Source organism: Cupriavidus sp. MPR-AND1C, assembly GCF_058809705.1.
Genome location: NZ_JBXASU010000032.1, coordinates 14,443 through 34,702, shown reverse-complemented (window position 1 = coordinate 34,702; position 20,260 = coordinate 14,443). Strand labels below are relative to the sequence as shown.

General features: G+C 65.9%; 20 protein-coding genes and 3 tRNA genes. 15 read left to right on the top strand and 8 right to left on the bottom strand.

Annotated features, from left to right (window positions below; all coding sequences use genetic code 11):
- Window positions 1–84: 84 nt before the first annotated feature.
- The 5 genes from AC1RWI_RS18455 to AC1RWI_RS18435 all read left to right on the top strand — a co-directional run bounded on the left by AC1RWI_RS18455 (window position 85) and on the right by AC1RWI_RS18435 (window position 5,214).
- Window positions 85–1,677, top strand: a complete 1,593-nt coding sequence (locus AC1RWI_RS18455; RefSeq protein WP_492867929.1) for an ABC transporter ATP-binding protein — start codon at window positions 85–87, stop codon at window positions 1,675–1,677.
- Window positions 1,667–2,758, top strand: coding sequence for an ABC transporter permease (locus AC1RWI_RS18450; protein ID WP_492867927.1), 1,092 nt, complete (start codon window positions 1,667–1,669; stop codon window positions 2,756–2,758). Before AC1RWI_RS18455 ends, AC1RWI_RS18450 begins: the two co-directional genes overlap by 11 nt.
- The gene (locus AC1RWI_RS18445) at window positions 2,755–3,720 is read left to right on the top strand and encodes an ABC transporter permease (protein WP_043355597.1); all 966 of its coding nucleotides are present in this window, start codon (window positions 2,755–2,757) and stop codon (window positions 3,718–3,720) included. Before AC1RWI_RS18450 ends, AC1RWI_RS18445 begins: the two co-directional genes overlap by 4 nt.
- A 35-nt stretch (window positions 3,721–3,755) precedes the next feature.
- The gene (locus AC1RWI_RS18440; protein WP_492867925.1) at window positions 3,756–5,027 is read left to right on the top strand and encodes an amidohydrolase family protein; all 1,272 of its coding nucleotides are present in this window, start codon (window positions 3,756–3,758) and stop codon (window positions 5,025–5,027) included.
- Between the two features lie 100 nt (window positions 5,028–5,127).
- Window positions 5,128–5,214: transfer RNA gene (locus tag AC1RWI_RS18435), tRNA-Leu, on the top strand.
- A gap of 250 nt (window positions 5,215–5,464) precedes the next feature.
- Here AC1RWI_RS18435 and AC1RWI_RS18430 read toward each other — a convergent pair.
- Window positions 5,465–6,664: a sterol desaturase family protein gene (locus AC1RWI_RS18430; protein WP_052495288.1), complete on the bottom strand. Its 1,200-nt coding sequence runs from the start codon at window positions 6,662–6,664 to the stop codon at window positions 5,465–5,467.
- Between the two features lie 461 nt (window positions 6,665–7,125).
- On the opposite strand from AC1RWI_RS18430, the gene AC1RWI_RS18425 reads away from it, so the two are divergent.
- From AC1RWI_RS18425 to AC1RWI_RS18405, 5 genes are all read left to right on the top strand, one after another.
- On the top strand, window positions 7,126–7,905 hold the full coding sequence (locus AC1RWI_RS18425; RefSeq protein WP_043355595.1) for a hypothetical protein: 780 nt from the start codon (window positions 7,126–7,128) through the stop codon (window positions 7,903–7,905).
- A 69-nt stretch (window positions 7,906–7,974) separates the two neighbouring features.
- Window positions 7,975–8,051: transfer RNA gene (locus AC1RWI_RS18420), tRNA-Arg, on the top strand.
- A gap of 355 nt (window positions 8,052–8,406) precedes the next feature.
- Window positions 8,407–9,171: a DUF1266 domain-containing protein gene (locus AC1RWI_RS18415; RefSeq protein ID WP_492867922.1), complete on the top strand. Its 765-nt coding sequence runs from the start codon at window positions 8,407–8,409 to the stop codon at window positions 9,169–9,171.
- A 108-nt stretch (window positions 9,172–9,279) separates the two neighbouring features.
- Window positions 9,280–9,561 (top strand): hypothetical protein, encoded by a 282-nt coding sequence (locus AC1RWI_RS18410; protein WP_043351390.1) that lies wholly within the window; start codon window positions 9,280–9,282, stop codon window positions 9,559–9,561.
- 104 nt (window positions 9,562–9,665) lie between these two features.
- Window positions 9,666–9,741: transfer RNA gene (locus AC1RWI_RS18405), tRNA-Met, on the top strand.
- Window positions 9,742–9,870: 129 nt separating this feature from the next.
- On the opposite strand, the gene AC1RWI_RS18400 is transcribed toward AC1RWI_RS18405, so the two are convergent.
- Together AC1RWI_RS18400 and AC1RWI_RS18395 are read right to left on the bottom strand one after the other, a co-directional pair.
- A complete protein-coding gene (locus AC1RWI_RS18400; protein WP_492867920.1) occupies window positions 9,871–10,299 on the bottom strand; it encodes a hypothetical protein in 429 nt (142 codons plus the stop codon).
- A gap of 123 nt (window positions 10,300–10,422) precedes the next feature.
- The gene (locus AC1RWI_RS18395; protein WP_043344609.1) at window positions 10,423–10,710 is read right to left on the bottom strand and encodes a hypothetical protein; all 288 of its coding nucleotides are present in this window, start codon (window positions 10,708–10,710) and stop codon (window positions 10,423–10,425) included.
- Window positions 10,711–10,949: 239 nt separating this feature from the next.
- On the opposite strand from AC1RWI_RS18395, the gene AC1RWI_RS18390 reads away from it, so the two are divergent.
- A complete protein-coding gene (locus AC1RWI_RS18390) occupies window positions 10,950–11,633 on the top strand; it encodes a Fe2+-dependent dioxygenase (RefSeq protein WP_492867918.1) in 684 nt (227 codons plus the stop codon).
- A gap of 143 nt (window positions 11,634–11,776) precedes the next feature.
- On the opposite strand, the gene AC1RWI_RS18385 is transcribed toward AC1RWI_RS18390, so the two are convergent.
- The gene (locus AC1RWI_RS18385; protein WP_082054800.1) at window positions 11,777–12,079 is read right to left on the bottom strand and encodes a hypothetical protein; all 303 of its coding nucleotides are present in this window, start codon (window positions 12,077–12,079) and stop codon (window positions 11,777–11,779) included.
- 259 nt (window positions 12,080–12,338) lie between these two features.
- Here AC1RWI_RS18385 and AC1RWI_RS18380 point away from each other — a divergent pair, with 259 nt between their 5' ends.
- Window positions 12,339–12,650 (top strand): hypothetical protein, encoded by a 312-nt coding sequence (locus AC1RWI_RS18380; RefSeq protein ID WP_043344611.1) that lies wholly within the window; start codon window positions 12,339–12,341, stop codon window positions 12,648–12,650.
- Window positions 12,651–12,859: 209 nt separating this feature from the next.
- Entirely contained in the window at window positions 12,860–13,762 is a 903-nt protein-coding gene (gene lpxO / locus AC1RWI_RS18375; RefSeq protein WP_043344612.1) for a lipid A hydroxylase LpxO, read from the top strand.
- 88 nt (window positions 13,763–13,850) lie between these two features.
- Here the strand turns inward: lpxO and AC1RWI_RS18370 are convergent, their stop codons facing one another.
- The 3 genes from AC1RWI_RS18370 to AC1RWI_RS18360 form a co-directional block, all read right to left on the bottom strand.
- On the bottom strand, window positions 13,851–15,326 hold the full coding sequence (locus AC1RWI_RS18370) for a sensor domain-containing diguanylate cyclase (protein ID WP_492867915.1): 1,476 nt from the start codon (window positions 15,324–15,326) through the stop codon (window positions 13,851–13,853).
- Between the two features lie 206 nt (window positions 15,327–15,532).
- Window positions 15,533–15,934, bottom strand: coding sequence for a hypothetical protein (locus AC1RWI_RS18365; RefSeq protein WP_492867913.1), 402 nt, complete (start codon window positions 15,932–15,934; stop codon window positions 15,533–15,535).
- 186 nt (window positions 15,935–16,120) lie between these two features.
- Complete coding sequence (locus AC1RWI_RS18360; RefSeq protein ID WP_492867911.1) at window positions 16,121–17,563, bottom strand: aminotransferase-like domain-containing protein; 1,443 nt, start codon at window positions 17,561–17,563, stop codon at window positions 16,121–16,123.
- A gap of 174 nt (window positions 17,564–17,737) precedes the next feature.
- Between AC1RWI_RS18360 and AC1RWI_RS18355 the strand changes: the two genes are divergently transcribed.
- The gene (locus AC1RWI_RS18355) at window positions 17,738–18,103 is read left to right on the top strand and encodes a hypothetical protein (protein WP_492867909.1); all 366 of its coding nucleotides are present in this window, start codon (window positions 17,738–17,740) and stop codon (window positions 18,101–18,103) included.
- 31 nt (window positions 18,104–18,134) lie between these two features.
- On the opposite strand, the gene AC1RWI_RS18350 is transcribed toward AC1RWI_RS18355, so the two are convergent.
- On the bottom strand, window positions 18,135–18,440 hold the full coding sequence (locus AC1RWI_RS18350) for a single-stranded DNA-binding protein (RefSeq protein ID WP_043344617.1): 306 nt from the start codon (window positions 18,438–18,440) through the stop codon (window positions 18,135–18,137).
- Window positions 18,441–18,627: 187 nt separating this feature from the next.
- Between AC1RWI_RS18350 and AC1RWI_RS18345 the strand changes: the two genes are divergently transcribed.
- Window positions 18,628–20,250, top strand: a complete 1,623-nt coding sequence (locus tag AC1RWI_RS18345) for an NAD(P)/FAD-dependent oxidoreductase (protein ID WP_043344618.1) — start codon at window positions 18,628–18,630, stop codon at window positions 20,248–20,250.
- Window positions 20,251–20,260: the final 10 nt, after the last annotated feature.

Below are 20,260 nucleotides of genomic sequence, written 5' to 3'. Positions count from 1 at the left end.
GCCCGGCTGCGTTTGCTCCCCTCGCCCGCGTTCGGGCTGGGGGAGCAAGCCGTCGACGCCTTTAAACGCCATCATCAGCCATCCATGCCTACCCCTATCCTGCGCCTTGCCGGTATTACCAAGCGATTCGGCCCGCTTGTGGCCAACGACGATATCTCGCTGGAGTTGCAGCGCGGGGAGGTGCTGGCCTTGCTGGGCGAGAACGGCGCCGGCAAGAGCACGCTGGTCAGCATCCTGTTCGGACACTACGTGGCCGACGCTGGCACGGTGGAGGTGGACGGCCAGCCGTTGCCGCCCGGCCAGCCGCGCGCGGCGCTGACGGCCGGCATCGGCATGGTGCACCAGCATTTCACGCTAGCCGACAATCTTTCAGTGCTGGACAACATCATGCTCGGCACCCAGCCGCTGTGGCAATGGCGCCTGGACGGGCACGCCGCGCGCGGCAAGGTGCTGGCCCTGGCTGAGCGCTTCGGCCTGGCGGTGCGCCCACAGGCAAGGGTCGGCGAACTGTCGGTGGGAGAGCGCCAGCGCGTGGAGATCGTGAAGGCGTTGTATCGCGGCGCCCGCGTGCTGATTCTCGATGAGCCGACTGCCGTCCTGACGCCGCACGAGGCCGAGACGCTGTTCTCCACGCTGGCGCAACTGATCGCCGAAGGATTGTCAGTGATTTTTATCAGCCACAAGCTTGATGAGGTGCTGCGTGTGTCCGACCGCATCGCGGTACTGCGGGGCGGCAAGCTGGTGGCGCTGTGTGCCGCGGCGCAGATCACCAAGGCCGAACTGGCAGAGTTGATGGTCGGCCGCGTGGTCGCGATGCCGGAACGCGTGGCGCGGCCGAGTGCCGAGGATGGCGCAAATGGCAACGCGGCGCCACCCGTGCTTGCGCTGGAGCACGTAGGCGCGCGCGCCGCCAACGGGCGCGCGCTGCTGCGCGAGGTCAGCCTGCAGGTGCGTGCCGGCGAGATCGTCGGCATTGCCGGTGTCTCCGGCAACGGACAGTCCGCGTTGGCGGAGCTGGCCAGCGGCATGCTGGAGGCTAGTGAGGGGCGTGTCACCTTGGCAGGCAAGCCGATGTCCGCAAAGCCCCGCGCATGGATTGGGGCGGGCGTGGCACGCGTGCCGGAGGATCGCCATGCGATCGGCGTTGTGGGCGATCTTGCCGTGTGGGAGAACGCCGTTAGTGAACAACTCAGCGAACCGCGCTTTTCGCGCTGGGGTGTCATCCGGCGAGCCGCCGCGCAGCGGTTCGCGCGGGACCTGGTCGCGCGTTTCGATGTGCGCACCGCCGGCATCGATGTGCCGGCGCGAACCATGTCGGGCGGCAATATGCAAAAGCTGATCCTGGGCCGGGCGCTCTCGGTGCGCGGCGAAGGCAGCGCGCCAAGGCTGGTGGTGGCCAGCCAGCCAACCTGGGGACTCGATATCGGGGCGGTGGCTTATGTGCGCGCCCGCCTGCTCGACGCTGCGCGCGAAGGCGCTGCCGTACTGCTGATCTCCGAGGACCTGGATGAGCTGCACGCGCTGGCCGACCGCATCGCCGTGATGCATGCCGGACATCTGACCGAAGCCCGGCCTACGGCGGCGTGGACGCTGGGTGAACTCGGCCTGGCCATGGCCGGCTCGGGCGGTGGCCAGCACGCGCAAGCGGGCAAGGGGGAGGTGCTCCATGCGGCTTGAGGCCCGAACCAGCGTTTCGCGCATGGCCATGCTGGCCGCGCCCATCGTCGCCATCCTTGCCACGCTGCTGATCTGCGCCTTGCTGGTGCGCTGGGCCGGCGCACCGGTTGGACGTGCCTATGCGCTGCTGCTGGAAGGCGGCTTCGGCTCGCGCTTTGCGTGGTCGGAAACGCTCACGCGCGCCACGCCGCTGATCCTGACCGGTCTGTCGGTGGCGGTGGCCTTTCGCGCGCGGCTGTTCAATATCGGCGCGGAAGGGCAACTCTATCTCGGTGCGCTGGCCGCCGTGGCGGTTGGCGGTCAGGTCGATGGCGCGGTTGCGCCCTGGGCGCAGCAACTGCCCATGGGCTTGCTCTTTGTCCTGATGGTGGTGGCAGGCATGCTGGCCGGCGCCATGTTGCTGCTTGGGGCCGCGTGGCTCAAGAGCCGGCTCGGCGTGGATGAGGTAGTCACGACCCTGCTGGCCAATTTCATCGTGTTGCTGTTCGTCTCGATGATGCTCGATGGCCCGATGAAAGACGCCACCGCGATGGGCTGGCCGCAATCAGTGGCGCTAGTGCCGGAGCTGGAGCTGGCCAGGCTGGTGGAACGCTCGCGCGTGCACAGCGGCTTGTTGCTGGCTTGCGCGCTGGCCGTGATGCTGTGGGCGGTCAACCGCTTCACGGTGTTTGGCCTGCAGATGCGCGCGGTAGGCGCCAATGCACGGGCCGCGGCCTTCGCGGGCATGCCGGTGCGCAGTGTGACGATGTGGGCCGCGTTGTTGTCCGGCGGCCTTGCGGGGCTGGCGGGTGTGGTGGAGGTGGCGGGGCGCACCAGCTACCTCACGCTCGATATATCTCCCGGCTATGGCTATGCGGGCGTGGTCATCGCCATGCTGGCCGGGCTGCATCCGCTTGCCGTGGTGGCGGCGTCGGTGTTCGTGGCCGGGGTGTTGGTGGGGGCGGATGGCATGAGCCGCGCGGCGGGCGTGCCCAACAGCATCGCCGACGTGATCGTGGCGGTGGCGCTGCTTGCCATGCTGGTGGCGACCATGCTGACACGCTACCGCATCCGCCTCGATGCCCCGGGTAAGGTGGCCTGATGGAACTGCTCGATATCGTGGCCTCGGCGCCCTTCTGGATCGCCGTACTGCGCGTGGCTACGCCGCTGATCTTCGGCACGCTGGGCGTGCTGCTGTGCGAGCGTGCCGGCGTACTCAACCTTGGCATCGAGGGCATCATGGTGGCTGGCGCTTTCAGTGGCTGGCTGGCGGTCTATCACGGTGCGCCGCTATGGGGTGGGGTGGCGGTGGCAGCCGGTGTCGGGCTGGCCTTCGGGCTACTGCATGGCTGGCTGACCGTGAGCCTGGCGCTGTCCCAGCATGTGGCTGGGCTGGGCGTGACCATGCTAGCCACCAGCCTTTCCTACTATGCCTACCGGCTCGGCTTTGCCTCGGTGTCCACGCCGCCGACCATCACGCCCTTTGCCCCGATGCACTGGATCGGCGGCGTTCCGCTGATAGGCGGTATGTTCAGCCCGGTGTTCGGTGAGGAGACCGCATTGACGCTGCTGGCGCTGGGGCTGGTGCCCGTGGTGGCCTGGCTGCTCTACCGGACTCCGCTCGGCCTGGCCGTGCGCATGGTCGGCGAGAATCCCGCCGCAGCCGAGGGGCAGGGGATTCGCGTAGGCGCGACGCGTATCGGTGCCATCATGGCGGGGTCCGCCCTGATGGCGGTGGGCGGCGCGTTCCTCACGCTATCCGCGTTCAACGCATTTTTCTTTAATATGATCAACGGCCGCGGCTGGATCTGCGTGGCGCTGGTGGTGTTTGCTTCGTGGCGGCCGGGCCGCGCGCTGGCCGGCGCGTTGCTGTTCGCCGCCTTCGACGCGCTGCAGTTGCGCTTGCAGCAAAGCGGCGCGAGCCTTCCCGGCTTGCCGCCGCTGCCTTACCAGCTCTACCTGATGTTGCCGTATGTGCTGTCGATCCTCGCGCTGGTGCTGGTGGCGCGCCGCGCCGCCTACCCGCAAGCGCTGATGAAGCCCTATCGCAGGGGTGAGCGCTGATTCCAGGCAAGCAATCATAACGAAAAGGCCGCAACATGCTCGACCTGATCCTACGCAACTGCACGCTCCCCGATGGCCGCACCGGCATCGACATCGGCATCCTGGGCGATCGCATCAAGGCGGTGGAACCGGCGCTCAAGGCGCCTGCCGCTGCCGAGGTCGATGCCGCGGGACAACTGGTGACGCCGCCATTTGTCGATGCGCATTTCCACATGGACTCGACGCTGTCCTACGGCCTGCCGCGCATCAACCAGTCCGGCACCTTGCTCGAAGGCATCGCGCTATGGGGTGAACTCAAGCCGCTGCTGACGCAGGACACCATTGTCGAGCGCGCGCTGGCCTATTGCGACTGGGCGGTGGCCAAAGGCCTGCTGGCGATCCGTTCACACGTGGATGTGTGCGACCCGCGCCTGCTTGCCACCGAGGCGCTGCTGCACGTGCGCGAGAAGGTCCGGCCTTACCTCGACCTGCAACTGGTGGCCTTTCCACAGGATGGCGCGCTGCGCGCGCCGGGCGCGCTCGACAATCTCAAGCGGGCGCTCGGCATGGGCGTGGACGTGGTGGGCGGCATCCCGCATTTCGAGCGGACCATGGCCGATGGCGCGGAGTCCGTGCGTATCCTGTGCGAACTGGCCTGTGAGCGAGGCTTGCGGGTCGACATGCATTGCGACGAAAGCGACGACCCGATGTCGCGCCATATCGAGACGCTGGCCAGCCAGACCGTGCGCCTTGGCATGCAGGGCAGGGTGACGGGCTCGCACCTGACCTCGATGCATTCGATGGACAACTACTACGTCTCCAAGCTGATCCCGCTGATTCGGGAGTCTGGTGTGGCGGCCATCGCCAATCCGCTGATCAACATTACGCTGCAGGGCCGGCACGATAGCTACCCGAAACGGCGCGGCATGACCCGCGTGCCGGAGTTGCTGGCCGCGGGCGTGCCGGTGGCGTTCGGCCACGATTGCGTGATGGACCCGTGGTACAGCCTGGGCTCCGGCGACATGCTGGAGGTGGCGCATATGGGGCTGCACGTGGCGCAGATGACCGGGCAGGCCGCCATGCGCGCGTGCTTTGCTGCCGTCACCGAAACGCCGGCGCGCATTCTTGGGCTGGAAGGCTATGGCATTGCACCGGGCTGTCGGGCCGACCTGGTGCTGCTGCAGGCACGCGACGCGGTCGAGGCAATCCGGCTGCGCGCCACCCGTCTGCTGGTGTTGCGCGCGGGCAAGGTGGTGGCGAGCACGCGTCCCGCCACAGCCACCTTGCACCTGGACGACAGGCCTGGGCATGTCTGTTTTCAGCCTTGATCGCGGCCGCGAAAGAAATTTCAGGGCAGGAGTTGACAGCGAATTCCGTGTTCTGCATAATGTCGTTCTTCGCAGCGCTGCAACAAGGCAGCAAAACGAAGCCCAGATGGCGAAATTGGTAGACGCACTAGGTTCAGGTCCTAGCGGTGGCAACACTGTGGAGGTTCGAGTCCTCTTCTGGGCACCAAGACTCGATGAAAAAGGCCACTGCTTATGCAGTGGCCTTTTTTTTGCCGCGCTTTCGTGCGGTTGCTACCCGCGCGGCATCCGGCGCATTTCAGGGCGCCGCCGCCCAAGGCGGCCTATTTCTCGCGCTCCACGCATTCCATCTGGTTTCGCCCCGATCCGCGATGGGACGGCGGCCGGCATAAAATATCGCCGACCTGCAGGGCTTCGATCCCGGGCTGGCGCACGTCATGCCAGTATGCCGGGCCGTCTTATGCCTCGTCGTCCTTGCGCGCCGGCGGCATCGGCCGGAAGGGGAATAGCTGCTGGCGCACGAAGCCGTCCGGCATGTAGTCGCCGACCACGCCGTATTTTTCGGGGAAACGCTTGCCGGATTTCACCGCGGTGCCAAACAGGTAGTCGAGAAAGGCATAGTGCGCCGCGTAGTTCTTGTCGATCGCCTCGTCATCCGACGCATGGTGCCAGTGATGGAAATCCGGCGTGACCACCAGGTAGCGCAGCGGGCCCCACGGCAGGTGGACATTGGCGTGGTTGAACACCGCCTGGAAGCCGACGATGATGATGTACGCGTCGATGACGCTCTTGTTAAAGCCCAGCACGTAGAGCGGCGCCAACACCAGCACGCGCGTGAACACCAGTTCCAGCATGTGCTGGCGCGAGCCAGCGAGCCAGTCCATGGTCTTGGTGCTGTGGTGCACGGCGTGGAATTTCCACAGGAAGGGTACCTCGTGATACGCGCGGTGGGTCCAGTACTGCGCCAGGTCGGCCGCGAGAATGCACAGCAGCAGTTGCAGCACGAAGGGAATGCCCCCCACGAACGCGTGCACGCTGTCGCGCACCAGCCAGCCGAACAAGCGGAAAATGAGGAAGTTAACCGTCAGCAGGATCAGGCCAACGATGAAGTGGTTGACCGCAAAGTGCACCAGGTCGGTCTGCCATTCGCGCCGGAATACGGCCTGCCCGCGATAGAGCGGGAACATCTTTTCGATCACGACGAAGATCAGCGTTGAGCCGAGCAGGTCGAGGATGAACCAGTCCAGGCCGATGTACGGCGTGTGGTCCGGGAAGTCGCCCACGGCTACGCGTGAGCCGCCCAGCGCCACCGCCAGCGCTACCAGTGCGAATGCCGCGGCGTTCAGGCTGCGCTTGCGGCCCAGCACCAGGTTGCTCAGCGACATGCCGCCGGACACCAGCAGCGCGGCAAACAGCACGTGACGCAACACGTCGACCGAATACTTGTGGCGTAGCTCGGGCGTGGTCAGGTATTGCGGGAAATGGAAGGCAATCACGCCCAGCAGGCTCAGCCCGCCCAGGGCCAGCGCAAGGATGGCGGTAATCATGCCGCGCCCGGCTTCGAGCTCGCCGCTGCTGCCCAGCAGTTCGCGGGTGTCACGCAGGACGTTGTGTACCGGAGCGATCGGCAACTTGCCGACGGCGCCATTCTGTTTCATCTTTGAAGCATCGCGCTCGCCAGGATTGTCAGGCCTGTCAATGGGGTCGTTGGTCATCAGGATCTTCCGCTTTTCCGTTGATTCGCTTCTTCTTGCACCGCTAAGGCTGGCTCGCCGAGCTTTCGTCCTGCGTCCCGGCGGGCAGCCGCGATCCTAGCGGAGCGCCTCTGGTTTGCATAGCAATGTGGCAGCGGCCGGCACGATCCGGCCGCTCGCCAGGCGGCCCTGTGCGGCGCCCCACGCAAGGCGCGCCCGACCCCTAACGCTTGCGCTTTGTTTGACCTATGCTCAAACAGAGTCGACATGGTTCATTTCAGCCAGGGGTTGCAGTCATGGCCAGGGGTGTGTCATCTGCGAGCGTGACGCAGGGCGGTGCAGGCACGGCAGGGACCGGGTTTTGCGCATACGGCGCCCATCCCCACCCCCATCCTTACCGGCTTTGTTGCTGCTCGATCCTTGCGATGCTGGTGGCCTCCCTGGCGCAGGCCGAAGAGCGTCCCTCCGGCAGCAAGGCTGGTCTCGGCTGGGACCAGCTCGAACCCGATTCCTTTGCGCAGCTTGCGGGTGAATCCCCGTCGCCGGCGGCGCCAGCCAGTGGTGGCGATGTGCAGGCACCGCTGGTCGCGTCGATTGGCAAGTGGTCCTCCTGGGCCGGCAGTACTTCCGCTGCATCGGCTCTGCCCAGCGCGGATAATGATGCCCCCGGGCTCTCGGCGGCCTTGCGCGATCCGGGTTATGCCGAACCCGCCAGCCGGCCGCGACACGCCGAGTTCTTCCTGCGGCTGGACGATGCCACTTCGGCCACCGGCGTCGTTGGCGGCCGGATACAAAGCATGGCACTCGCGCTGGATACCGTATTGCCGCGCAGCGGAGGCCTGACGATACAGTCGCGCTTGCAACTCGCCTATCAGCCCGGCCTCGATAAGAATGCAACCGGTTTTCTCTCCGGGCAGCCTGCGGACGCAAGCGCCGCGGAGGTGGTGGTGCGAGTCTACCGGACGCAGCCGACCCGGCTAACCGGCGTCGGCGGGGTGTACCCCTTTGTCGAGGCGGATCTTTGGCAGGACCACAAGCAGGTGATCAACATCAATGGCACCCGCATCGATCCCGACATGCTGCGCGGGCTACTCTCCGTCAACCTTGGCGCGCACGGCAGCACGAACGGGGGCGTCAAGCTCTGGGTCAAGCTGAAAGCCGGGCGCAATCCTGGGGGCACGCTGGGCGCGCGCTATCGCTGGTAGCCATGACCGGCAGGCAAAAAAGGGGGGCTTGCATTTTTTTCTCACTGCGCTAGAATGCCGTCTTCGCGTGCGGCTGTAGCTCAGTTGGATAGAGTACTTGGCTACGAACCAAGGGGTCGTGGGTTCGAATCCTGCCAGCCGCACCACTCATTGCAAAAAGAGCTTCCAGAAATGGAAGCTCTTTTTTCATTTTGGCTTCTGCCGTCGCTCTCGGTCCCTGGTGTGGCCATTCTACGGCGTTCTGCCGTGCGTCGACGGTAATCGCCGCGATTGAGACTTGTCTCATCGTGCGCCGAGCTTCCTCTCGCTAATCTCTATTCCGGTGCGCATCCTCGCGCGTTCATAACCGGATCGCTCTCTTGCTGCTGCTTCCCGCTCTGCCGGGCCGAGCGATCACGCTTTCCTTTGGGGCGTCTTGTGATGCGATCGTTGCCGTGGTTTGTCTGTGCCGCCATACTCGCCGCTGTGGCCAGTGCCGCATGCCGCTGGCGCAAGCCGGGCATGTCGCCATCCGCGTTGTCATCAGCGGCGGAGCGCGGGCCGGGCCCGCAAGGCTGCGTTGCCAGCCAGGCGCCGGAGGACAAGGCTGCACCGGCTATCGGCGAGTACACGCGCAGTTTGCTGGTGGGCTTTTTGCACGATGCGCGGTCGACCCTTAACGTCAGCACCCTTGCCACCGGTGTGGATTCACGCACGCAGGCGGCCGTGCTGGCTACCGACTGGCATATCCATACGGCTGGCGAGGCACGCGGCACGCTGGCATGGCTGCTGGAGGAGGGGCATCGCGCGCTGTATCCGCAGGTCTGCCGGATCTTGTTCTCGGTGCCGCGCGCGGCACGCGAGCGTGAGATCGTGCTGCTCGATGATCGCTTCGATCCGGTGCGTCTTGCCCGCTGCATCGACAATCTCGAGCGCGCCATGCCGGACCTGCGGGCGAGCCGCCTGCTTGGCTCCCGGGTCGATCTTGCGCGTGGCGTCCTGGCCTGGGACATGAGCCGGGCGATTCATGTCGCGCGGGCCGCTTACGACTGTGGCATGCAAACCGAAGCGCAGGCATGGGCCGTGATCGAGCAGGCGGCGTCGCAGGTCTTCGCGCAGATGGCGTCCTGGCAGGAGGTTGCGGTGAGTCACCTGCTGGGCCGGGCAATGTGGGCCGGGCCTGGCGCCGGTCTGCAGCGGCAACTGGCGTTTGTCCGGCACTGCCTCGACGATTCGGATAGTCCCATGCGCGGGGTACGCTATCACGCCGCGCGCCGTGGTGTATAGGCGCACGCCGTCTTGCGGGGGCGCTGCTGGCGGCATAGGCTGGTTCAGGAGCGCGTTGGGGGCGAGCGGCTATGCTTCATGCTTGCGGCAAGAACCATGGAGGATCCAATGAGCAATGCGGACTGGCGGGTGGAGGCATATCGGGGCATGGACGTCTATGTCCTCGTATCGAAGCCGGATGACGGCGGTGTCCCGGCTTTGGGCAAGGTTGCCCAGTGGGGGTACGAGGTGCGTGTCTGCCAGGAGGGTGCGGATCCCTCCGATGCCGGCGACATCGAGCGCATGTCGGGCGACGGTGCGCAGTTTGCTACCCGGCACGCGGCCGAAGTCGCTGCGTTCGCTGCGGCCTACCAGCTTGTGGATAAGCTCGTGGGCCCGGTGACGGACTAGCGGATGCGCACACGGGATGGCGCGCCGGATGGCGGGATTTTCACGATGACGTCACAAAGCGATTGCAATGCGCGGTGGGATCCACCATAATCCGGCCTCTCGGACGCGGGGTGGAGCAGTTGGCAGCTCGTCGGGCTCATAACCCGAAGGTCGCAGGTTCAAGTCCTGCCCCCGCAACCAAAGACCTTTCCTGGTCTCCGAGGCTGATCCCCGGGCCGTCCTGGCCATGTTCTGCAAATTCCCGAAGATACGAAACCCAAGCGTTGCACGCGACCGGTTTGCATTGCGTGCACCATGGATTCGCACCGATCAGTGCCGCCCGCGGCCGCCTCCGCCGTGGCTGCCTCGCGTGCCTCCCGTACCTCCCGTACCTCCCCAGCCGCGGCCACGGTAGTAGCCGTGCGCCATGCCGGAGTGATAGCCGCCGTAGTATCGCGGCCCGCCCGCGTGGTAGCCGGGGCCGCGATAGTAGCCGTAGCCGCGATAGCCGCGATAGCCACCGTAACCGTAGTAGAAGGCCGGGCCGTAGAACCCGCCATAGTAGGGCGCACGGTCGTATCCATACGCGAACCCGTAAGTGCCAGGGGGATAGGCTACGCCGCCCTCGTCGAACCCGTAGGGATCATAGGGGTTGTAGGGGTTGTAGCTGTCGTAAGGGTCGTAGTAAGGGTAGCCGGCGCATGCGCCCACGCACAGCACTGTCACTGCTAACAACAAGCGGAGCAAGGCGCTGTGCATGGGGCTTCTGGTTCGCCAGTGGATCGCGCCCGGCGGGCGCCGGGCGATAACAATTAGAGACTGTGATCCGCTGAGAGGTTCAGTGTCGCGCTGGCTTGCGCCCGCACAGCGCCAGTCAGGGATTCAGGCGGGCGCCCGGGCCAGCTCGGCCGCGCGCGAAAACGTGTCTCGCACTTGCGGCTGGCCTTCGCGCGCCGCTGCTTCGGACCGGGCGGTCAAGCGCTCGATCAGCACGCTCAGGTTATTCCCCTGCGGCGCGGTCTTGCTTGCGCCGCACCGATCGACGGCCTCGCGCACCACCTGTCCGAGTTCCTCGTTCACATCCGCGCCATCGAAGGCACTGATCGACAGGGCGGAAATCTGCTCGAGGTAGAGGTTGACCAACGCTTCGTCGTGTACCGGTTCGGGCATTTCCGTCTCCTTGGCAATATGGACTGGGTGCAATCCATTGTAGTAGGCCGCATGCCCGACGCATGTCGGCACAAGGCCTACAGGGCAGCGCCTCTGCGCAGGACTTGCGTCAGGTCAAGGCTGGCAGATACTGATAATGATTCCCATTTGTATGATGGACGGCTTTCTCTTACAATCGGCGCTCGTCCCGGGTACGGCAAGGTGCCCGGGCCAACCGTCTTGCCGAGGTAATTGAAATCATGATGCTGCAGATCCCGGATGTGCTGACAAAGGCGCAGGTTGCCCAATGCCGCGCCTGGATGGATGCAGCCGAGTGGACCGACGGCAACGCCACTTCCGGGCATCAGTCGGCATTGGCCAAGCGCAACCTCCAACTGCCCGAAGGCTCGCCGGTAGCGCGCCAGGTGGGCGACCTGATCCAGGATGCGCTGGGCGCCAATCCGCTCTTCATCTCGGCCGCGCTGCCGCTCAAGGTCTATCCGCCCTTGTTCAACCGCTACGAGGGCGGGCACGCGTTCGACAACCATATCGACAACGCGATCCGCCACCTGCGCGGTACCAACTTCCGCGTGCGCAGCGACCTCTCGGCAACGCTGTTCCTGACGGAGCCGGAAGACTACGACGGTGGCGAACTGGTGGTGGAGGATACCTACGGGCAGCAACGCGTGAAGCTGCCAGCAGGGCATATGGTGCTGTACCCGGCCACCAGCCTGCACCACGTCAGCCCGATTACGCGCGGCGCGCGCGTGTCGTCATTTTTCTGGATTCAAAGCATGGTGCGCGACGAGGGCCAGCGCTCGGTACTGTTTGAGCTCGATACGCAGATCCAGCGGGTCGGCCAGGCTCTGGGGCACAAGGACGCGGCCGTGGTGGGACTTACCGGCGTGTATCACAACCTGCTGCGGCGCTGGGCCGACGCCTGAGCGGCGGCATGGGAAATGAGGGGAGCGGGGGAGGGGATGTCGAGGCAGGATGCTTTGGCTTGATGCTTTGGCTTGATGCATCGGTTTGATGCTCGCGAATCGCCGGCATCAGCCAGCCATTCGCGATGCATGGTGCAACGAGGCTAACGGCGATCCCGGTGCTGCGGCGGTAACGGGACCATGGCTACGCGTCGTCGCGCGGGCTTGAGCGCGCGCTGCATTGGCCAGAAAACGTATTGGGTATGCGGATCCATCGGCTTGCCGAAGTAGGACACCCACACCTGCACGCCCTGTTCGGTTTCTGCAACGATGGCAGCCACTGCGCGGGCTGCGACTGCGGGAGATTTGAGCAAGGTGGCCAGCGCTTCGACACCTTGGACTACGTGGTGCTTGACACCACTGAACCATGCGTATTGACGCATGGCTGACAACAAACGCTCGGTCATGAACTCTGGTGCTTGGTTGGTAGTAAAGATCAGACCGGAGCTTACACGCTTTGTTCAGTGCCGACTGATGGGACCTGTCTATCGCTTACCCTGAGTCATCGGATGTCCCTGTTACTGCCGCGGGTGCCGGACCCGGTGCCTGTTGCCATTGCGTCAATGCGCTAGCGCCGATCGGCCACCACATTGACAACGCAAGGGCCGAGGATTAGCGTCATCAACAGGACCATCCGACCCTTGAAGCCTTCCTGGGAGCTTGCCGATGACCGAAGACATGCTGCTGCAACTGATGGTGGAAGTCGAGAAGGAAGACCCCATCGACTATGCCGACCTGCCCTTCGACGACGCCACGCTGCGCGCGTTGGTGTGCCGTCTGGTGGCGCAGCGCTCCAGCGCCATGGAGACGGCCGGCATGCCGGTGGACGCGTTACTGGCGACCATGTGGGCTTCCACCGCCAAGCTGGTGCTGGAGAATATGGTGCTCAACGCGCGCTTGCTGACGCTGCGGGGGTTGCCCGACGACGCCAACGCGCTGATCGAGCGCATCGCCCGGCAATCCCGCGGCGCGCCCTGAGGCGAGGCTGCCCTCCGGCGGCTTAGGCCGCTTACGCCGCTTAGGCCGCTTACGCCGCCGATCCTGTGTGATGGATCGGCGTGTGGCGTATCGATATCATCCAGCAGGGCGCGTCCCATTTCGATACACTACGGGTTTTCGCCCCCGACACCGTCGCGTTGCTACGCGTATGCAACTGCGCGCGGTACTGCTGATATGGAGGATTTCGGGTGATCAAGTGGATAATCGTCGCGGCGTACCTGGGAGCGATCCTGTACGTGCATTTTCGCGGCAAGGTGAGGCTGCGCATCTGGCGCCAGTTGCTCGACCATTCGGCCCTGGTGGCCCCGGTCAACTGCTTCATGTACATATTTTCCGGCGTGCCGCGCACGCCCTACATCCCCGTCGAGCGTTTTCCCGAGCTGGAGAAGATCCGCGCTGCGTGGCCGGAGATTCGCGACGAAGGCCTTGCCCTGGCTGCCATGCGCAAGATCAAGGCCGCCGACAAGAACAACGATGCCGGTTTCAACTCGTTCTTCAAGTACGGCTGGAAGCGTTTCTACCTGAAATGGTACGAAGCCCGCCATCCGTCGGCCGAGGTCCTGTGCCCGCGCACGGTGGAACTGCTGCGCGGCCTGCCGAGCGTGAAGGCGGCGATGTTCGCCGAGCTGCCGCCCGGCGGCAAGCTGAACCCGCACCGCGATCCGTTCGCGGGTTCGCTGCGTTATCACCTGGGCCTGGCCACGCCCAACGACGACCGCTGCTTTATCGAGGTCGACGGCGAGCGCCATAGCTGGCGTGATGGCGAGGGCGTGGTATTCGACGAGACCTACCTGCACTGGGCCGAGAACAAGAGCGACAGCAACCGGCTGATCCTGTTTTGCGACATCGAGCGTCCGATGCGCTTCGGCTGGGCCGGCAAGATCAACCGCTGGCTGGGCCGCAAGGTCATGACCGCGGCGAGTTCGCCCAACGAAGAGTCCGACCAGACCGGCATGATCAACCGCCTGTTCCGTATTGTCTGGGTTTGCGGCCAGTATCGCCGGCGTTTCAAGGCGTGGAGCCGGCCGGCTTACTACGTGGTCAAGTTCGGCCTGATCGCCGCCGGCGTGGCGCTGATCGTGTACCTGTAACGCTGACAGGCTTTAGTACGCAAGAAGAAGGGGCCGGCTGATGCCGGCCCTTTCTTTTGCACATCGGCGATTGCACATCGGCGATTGCCTATCGGCGCCGCCGCTCGCGCTCGTCGTCGAGCGCCTCGTAGTGGGCGCGCTTGGCCTGGTACATGCGGGCGTCGGCCAGCTTGACGGCGTCGCTCAGGCGGTCCGTTGCGCCGCAGCTTGCGGTGCCGATCGACAGGCTGAGCGCGGTGCCCGGATAGAACTGGTTGTTGAGTTCCACCACCTGGTGGATCTGGTCGACCACTGTAGCCGCACCGCGCTCGTCGCGTGCCGGCAGCAGCACCATGAACTCGTCGCCCCCGACCCGCGCCACGCAGGCCTGGTCGCCCACGGCCTTTTTCAGCGCCTCGCCGGTGCGGCGCAGGAGCGCATCGCCGTCGCCGTGGCCGAGCTGGTCGTTGACCTGCTTCAGGCCGTTCAGGTCGACCGCGATCACGCTGACCGGCCACGGGCCCTTGCGGCCCAGCCGCGCGAGCTCGTCTTCGTAGTAGGCGCGGTTGTAGAGCTTGGTCAGCACGTCGTGCTTGCCGAGGAATTCGACATAGGCTTCGGCCTTCTTGCGCGCGGTGATGTCGGTCAGCGACACCAGCACCTGGTCCCACTCCGCCTCGCGGCCGGGAAACACCGACCACTGCATGAATACGTCCACGGCCCGGCCATCCAGCGCGTAGTTGATGACTTCGCGCTGCTGCCAGAGTTTCTCGTTCCAGAGGTCGATCAATTGCTCGGCGAACTGGATGCGCATATTGTCGCGGAACACGTCGCCCAGGCGCGAGAGCAGCTCCTCCTTGGTCGACGCGCTGAACATCAGCAGGGTTTGCTGGTTGACGTCGAGCACACGGATTTCCTGCATGCAGCGGGAAATGAAATCCGGATGCACGTTGAGGAAGGTGCGGAAGTCCGAGATGCCCGCGCCGCGGACTTCATCGAGCAGCACCTTGACCGCGCTGAAATCCTCGACCCACAGCGAGACCGGCGAATGCTCGAACAGGCCCAGCGCGTATTGCTCGCTGCGGCGCAGCTCGCGTTCGGTGGCCACGCGCGCGGTGATGTCCTCGATCGACAGCAGCACGCGTTCCCAGGTGGCCTCATGGCCGGGCATGACGGTGGCATCCAGGCGGATGTCCAGCCGCTTGCCTTCCAGCGTGTAGTTGACGGTCTGGCTTGAAAAGCGCAACCCGCCGTCCCACAGCTGGCCGAGTTCCTCGACATGCTGGTCGAACATATCGTCGCGAAAGACGGTGTCGAGGTTATTGACGAGGTCGGTGAGGTCGGCGGCGCGGAAGAGGTCCAGCGTGCGCTGGTTCACGTCCAGCACGCGGATCCGTGCCGAGCAGTGCGCGACTTCCTCCGGATTGGCGCGCAGGTGGCCGCGCAGGTCGGTCACGCCCTGCGCACGCAGGGCCTGGAAGTGCTCGCGCACGGCGCTGAAGTCTTCCAGCCACAGCGAGACCGGCGCCAACTGGAACAAGGCCTTGTACTCGTTGTCGATCCGCGACGTTTCGGTCGTTGCCATCAATGCGTCTTTTCCCAATCCCTATCCCCATCCCAATCCCGTTTGGCGCGGGCCAGAGCTGGCACGCGTGTGGCACGGCTGGCTTTGCGCCGCCTCGGATTTGCCGTGGCTGCCGCCATGCTCGCTACGAGCGATAGCATAGGGCAGCAGGTGAGGATATGGGTAGTGTGTGGCGTAAAAACCCACACATGGCGCACGCCGGCGCGTCAGGCCTGGCGGGACAGCTCGGCGATGCGCGCGGGGGCGTACCGGTGCTTCGCGTTCTCTTGCTCGGCGATCAATTGCAGCGTGGCCGCCTGCAGCAGCGAGCCGGTGGTCAGGTGCGAGGCCAGGGTGCGCAGTTCATCGAGCTTGCCGCTGGCCGCGGAGTTGGCATGAGTCATCTCGGTCAAGGTCTGGACAGGAACCCGGTCGATGGTAGCGGCAAGCCAGGGGTCGCTGCTTTGTCCCTGGTCATGCTCCGTGCGCGCGGCGTTGTCTTTTGTGTCCTGGCTGGCCCTGGCATCGGCGCGCGCAAGGCGATGCGCCGGGTCGGCGCGGCGGGCGGTGCAAAGGCGGGGGACGGAGCCCACGGTCCCGATGGCTAGCGCAAGGCGGGGGTGTGGCATCTGGTTCTCCTTGGTCGCGGTCTGCCGGTTTCGGCAATGTTCGCAAGGATGCCGGGCCGGTCCGCCGCCGCCTAGCGCGCTGCGATGAACGGCACGATGCCAGGAGCGAATGGTGGCGCGAGCTGACGGATGCGGCGCGCCATGCCCATCGCCTGCCATCCGCCATCCGCCATCCGTCATCGGCCGCTACGGCTTGTGCGCCAGGCGCGCCACCACCGCGGCGAGCGTGCGCAACGCGCGCTCGATCTCCAGCGTGAACGGCGTGCCGCAATTGAGCCGCAGGAAATGGTCGAAGCGGTTGGAGTTGGAGAACATCACCCCGGGCACGACCCGGATGCCGGCCGCCATGGCCTGGTCGAACACGGCCTCGGACGGGACCGAACCCGGCAGCTCGACCCACAGGTGCAGGCCGCCGTTCGGGTTGGAGGCACGCGTGCCGGCGGGAAACTCGGCGGCAATCGCCTGGGCCACCTGCGCGCGCTGGCTGCGCAATTGCTCGCGCAGGCGCCGCAGGTGCCGCTCGAACGCGCCGGAACCCATGAACTCGGCCGCCGCCATCTGCGCCAGCAACTCGTTGGGCCGCGACTGGCTGTACTTGAGCATTTCCACGCGCGCCTGCCACTTGCCCGCGGCGATCCATCCCAGCCGCATGCCGGGCGCCAGGATCTTGTGCAGTGAGGCGCAATGGATCACGCCGCCGCTGCGGTCCCAGGCCTTGAGGGCGGCCAGTGGCGCGTCCCCCTCCGCCAGGGCGGAGAAGCAGTCGTCCTCGATCAGCGCGATGGCGCGCGCATCGCACCAGGCCACCAGCTGCGCCTTGTTGGCGTCCGGCATGATGCTGCCCAGCGGATTCTGCAGGTTCGGCACCACCACCACGGCGCGGATGTTGTCGTAGGTCTGCGCTGCCAGTTCCAGCGCTTCGAGCGAGATGCCGGTCTGCGGGCTGCTGGGAATCTCCAGCGCGCGCATGCCCAGGCTCTCCAGGATCTGCAGCAGGCCGTAGTAGGTGGGCGACTCCACGGCAATCACGTCGCCGGGCTGTGCCACCGCGCGCAGGGCGAGGTTGAGCGCCTCGGTGCAGCCGTGGGTCACCAGGATATCTTCCGGCGCGACCGTGATGCGCGAGAGCAGCGCGTTGCGCGCCAGCACGGCGCGAAAGGCTGGATGGCCGCCGGAATCGGCCGCGCTGCCGAACAGCTGCGGGTGCAGGCGCAGCGCGCGCGCCGCCGCATTGCGCAGGCCTTGCGCGGGGTACAGCGCGGGCGCGCCGCAGGCGCCGGCAAAGTTCACCGCGACCGGTTGCTGGTGCCCGCGCGCGGTGATGGCGGAGATGCGCTCATGGATGCCCACATATTGCGCGGGGTCCGGCAGCGTGGCGATTGGCTCTTCGATTGGCGCCAGCGGCTTGTGCCGGCGGTGCCGCACGAAGTAGCCCGAGCGCGGCCTGGCTTCGAGCAGGCCATCGCTTTCCATCTGCCGGCAGGCCTGCAGCGCAGTCGACAGGCTCACGCCGTGCAGCTCCATCAGCGTGCGCACGGAGGGCACGCGGTCCCCCGGCTTCAAAACGCCCGTTTCAATGGCGTGCAGGTAGTGCTGGGCAAGCTGGCGGTAGAGGGGGGCGGATTCCATGCGGCATGTTGGCGCGGCGGCGGCCGGCGCAACAGATACAGATCGGGGTCTTCTGTATCGTAACAGACGGTCTGCTACGCTTCTGTTACGGTGCACAAGCCTTGCGCGTGTGCCTGTTCTGGTCCGGCCCGCGTCGGTAGTCTGGAACCCTGTCAAAGCCAGGGAGCCGGCATCATGCAAAGCTATCGTTCAGACCCGATCATCCCCACTGTGCAGCCCGTGCAGCCCACGCCCGCCATGCTGGCTGGCGCCGAGCCGCAAGCACAGGCAATCGACCTGGAAAGCAGCCGCGTGCTGCGCTTCCATGCCAAGGCCGGCACTACCCTGTGCGTGCTGGAGGGCGAAATCGAACTCACCGAGGCGCCGCGCTGGCTGGCCGGCACCGTGTGGCGGCAGCCGCGCCGCCTGCCCGCCGGCAGCGTGGCGGCGCTGTCGGCTGGCTGGGTGGAAGTGCTGGCCCGGCATGCGTCCACGCTGCGGCTGCAGGCACCCGCGGCCGGGCCGTGGTGGACCCGCTGGCTGCGGCCGGCGCAGGCCTGACGCGCAACTGGCCGCGGCTGCCCCGGGGCGGTCAGTCCTGCTGGCCGTGCGCGCTCAGCATGGCATGGGCCACCAGGTCCAGGGCGGGCCGCGTGTCGCCGTTCTTGTCGGTCCAGACCTTGGGCGTGAGGCTGCCTGACAGCGCGACCGATTCGCCGTCCTCCAGCGCCAGCAGCCCTGCGCGCACCTTGTCGGCAAACGCGATCACATTGACGATGACGGTGTCGCCATCGTTGACGGCAGCCTTGAGCTTGGCGGTCACGTACTGGCTGCCGCCCTGGCCGGAACGTTCGCTGGCGTGGCCGTGGAGCCGGCCGCTGACTAGTGCGTCGATCATCTTTCTTCCTTGCTGGTTATCTTGCCGGGGTGCGGAAGATCTCACAATTTCGCACGCTCGTGGCAGAGAATGCGGACCCTGGCCCTAAAAACGATAAAATTGCGGTCCGGCCAGCCCGACGCTCAACCAGAGTGCAGTCAGCGCCCCTTCCAGGGCCGACCCACCGGCCGCAGAATTCCAGGTTCCCATGCTACGTCTAAGTGAAGTCAAACTCCCGCTCGACCACGCCGAGAGCGATCTCAAGGCCGTGGTCCTCGCCCGCCTCGCCGAGCTCGGCGTCAAGGCCGATGGCCTGGCCGGGTTCACCGTGTACCGCCGCGCGCACGATGCCCGCAAGCGCTCCGATATCAAGCTCACCTACATCCTCGATATCGCGGTGAAGGACGAAGCCGCGGCGATCCAGCGCATGGCCGGCAAGCCGAACTGGAGCGTGACGCCGGACATGGCCTACCGTTTCGTCGCCCAGGCCCCCGCAGCGGGCACCACGCTGCGCCCGGTGGTGATCGGCATGGGCCCGTGCGGTTTGCTCGCCGGCCTGATCCTGGCGCAGATGGGCTTCAAGCCCATCATCCTGGAGCGCGGCAAGGAAGTGCGCGAGCGCACCAAGGACACCTTCGGCCTGTGGCGCAAGAGCGTGCTGAACCCCGAGTCGAACGTGCAGTTCGGCGAGGGCGGGGCGGGCACGTTCTCCGACGGCAAGCTCTACAGCCAGATCAAGGACCCGAAGCACTACGGCCGCAAGGTGCTCGACGAGTTCGTCAAGGCCGGGGCGCCGGAGGACATCCTCTACCTCGCGCGCCCGCACATCGGCACCTTCCGCCTGGTCAGCATGGTGGAGAAGATGCGCGCCGAGATTTTCGCGCTGGGCGGCGAGGTCCGCTTCGAGACCCGCGTCGAGGACTTGGACATCGAGGGCGGCAAGATGCGCGGCCTCAAGCTGTCCAACGGCGAGTACCTGCAGGCCGACCACGTTGTGCTGGCGGTGGGCCACAGCGCGCGCGATACCTTCGAGATGCTGCATGAGCGCGGCGTGTTCATGGAGGCCAAGCCGTTCTCGCTGGGTTTTCGCATCGAGCATCCGCAGGGCATGATCAACAGCAGCCGCTTTGGCAAGTTCGCCGGCAACAAGCTGCTGGGCGCCGCGGACTACAAGGTGGTGCACCACGCCAGCAACGGCCGCGCGGTCTACAGTTTCTGCATGTGCCCGGGCGGCACGGTGGTGGCCGCGGCCTCGGAGCCGGGCCGCGTGGTGACCAACGGCATGAGCCAGTACGTCCGCGCCGAGCGCAATGCCAATGCCGGCATCGTGGTGGGCATCACGCCGGAGGACTTCCCCGGCGGCCCGCTGGCCGGCATCGCCTTCCAGCGCCACTGGGAAGAGCGCGCCTTCGAACTTGGCGGGCGCAACTACAATGCGCCGGCGCAGTTGGTGGGCGACTTCATCGCGCGCCGGCCGTCCACGGCGATGGGCGCGGTCGAGCCCTCCTACAAGCCGGGTGTCACGCCGACGGACCTGTCCACCGCGCTGCCCGACTACATCATCGAAGCCATCCGCGAAGCGCTGCCGGAACTGGACAAGAAGATCGCCGGCTTTGCCATGCATGACGCGGTGCTGACCGGCGTGGAAACGCGCACGTCGTCGCCGCTGCGCATCCGCCGCAAGGACAACTACCAGAGCATGAACGTGGAAGGGCTGTACCCGGCTGGCGAAGGCGCCGGCTATGCGGGCGGCATTTACTCCGCGGCCATCGATGGCATCGAAGTGGCCGAGGCCGTGGCCTTGAGCATCGTCAACGGCAAGGCGGCCTGAGCAAGCCCAG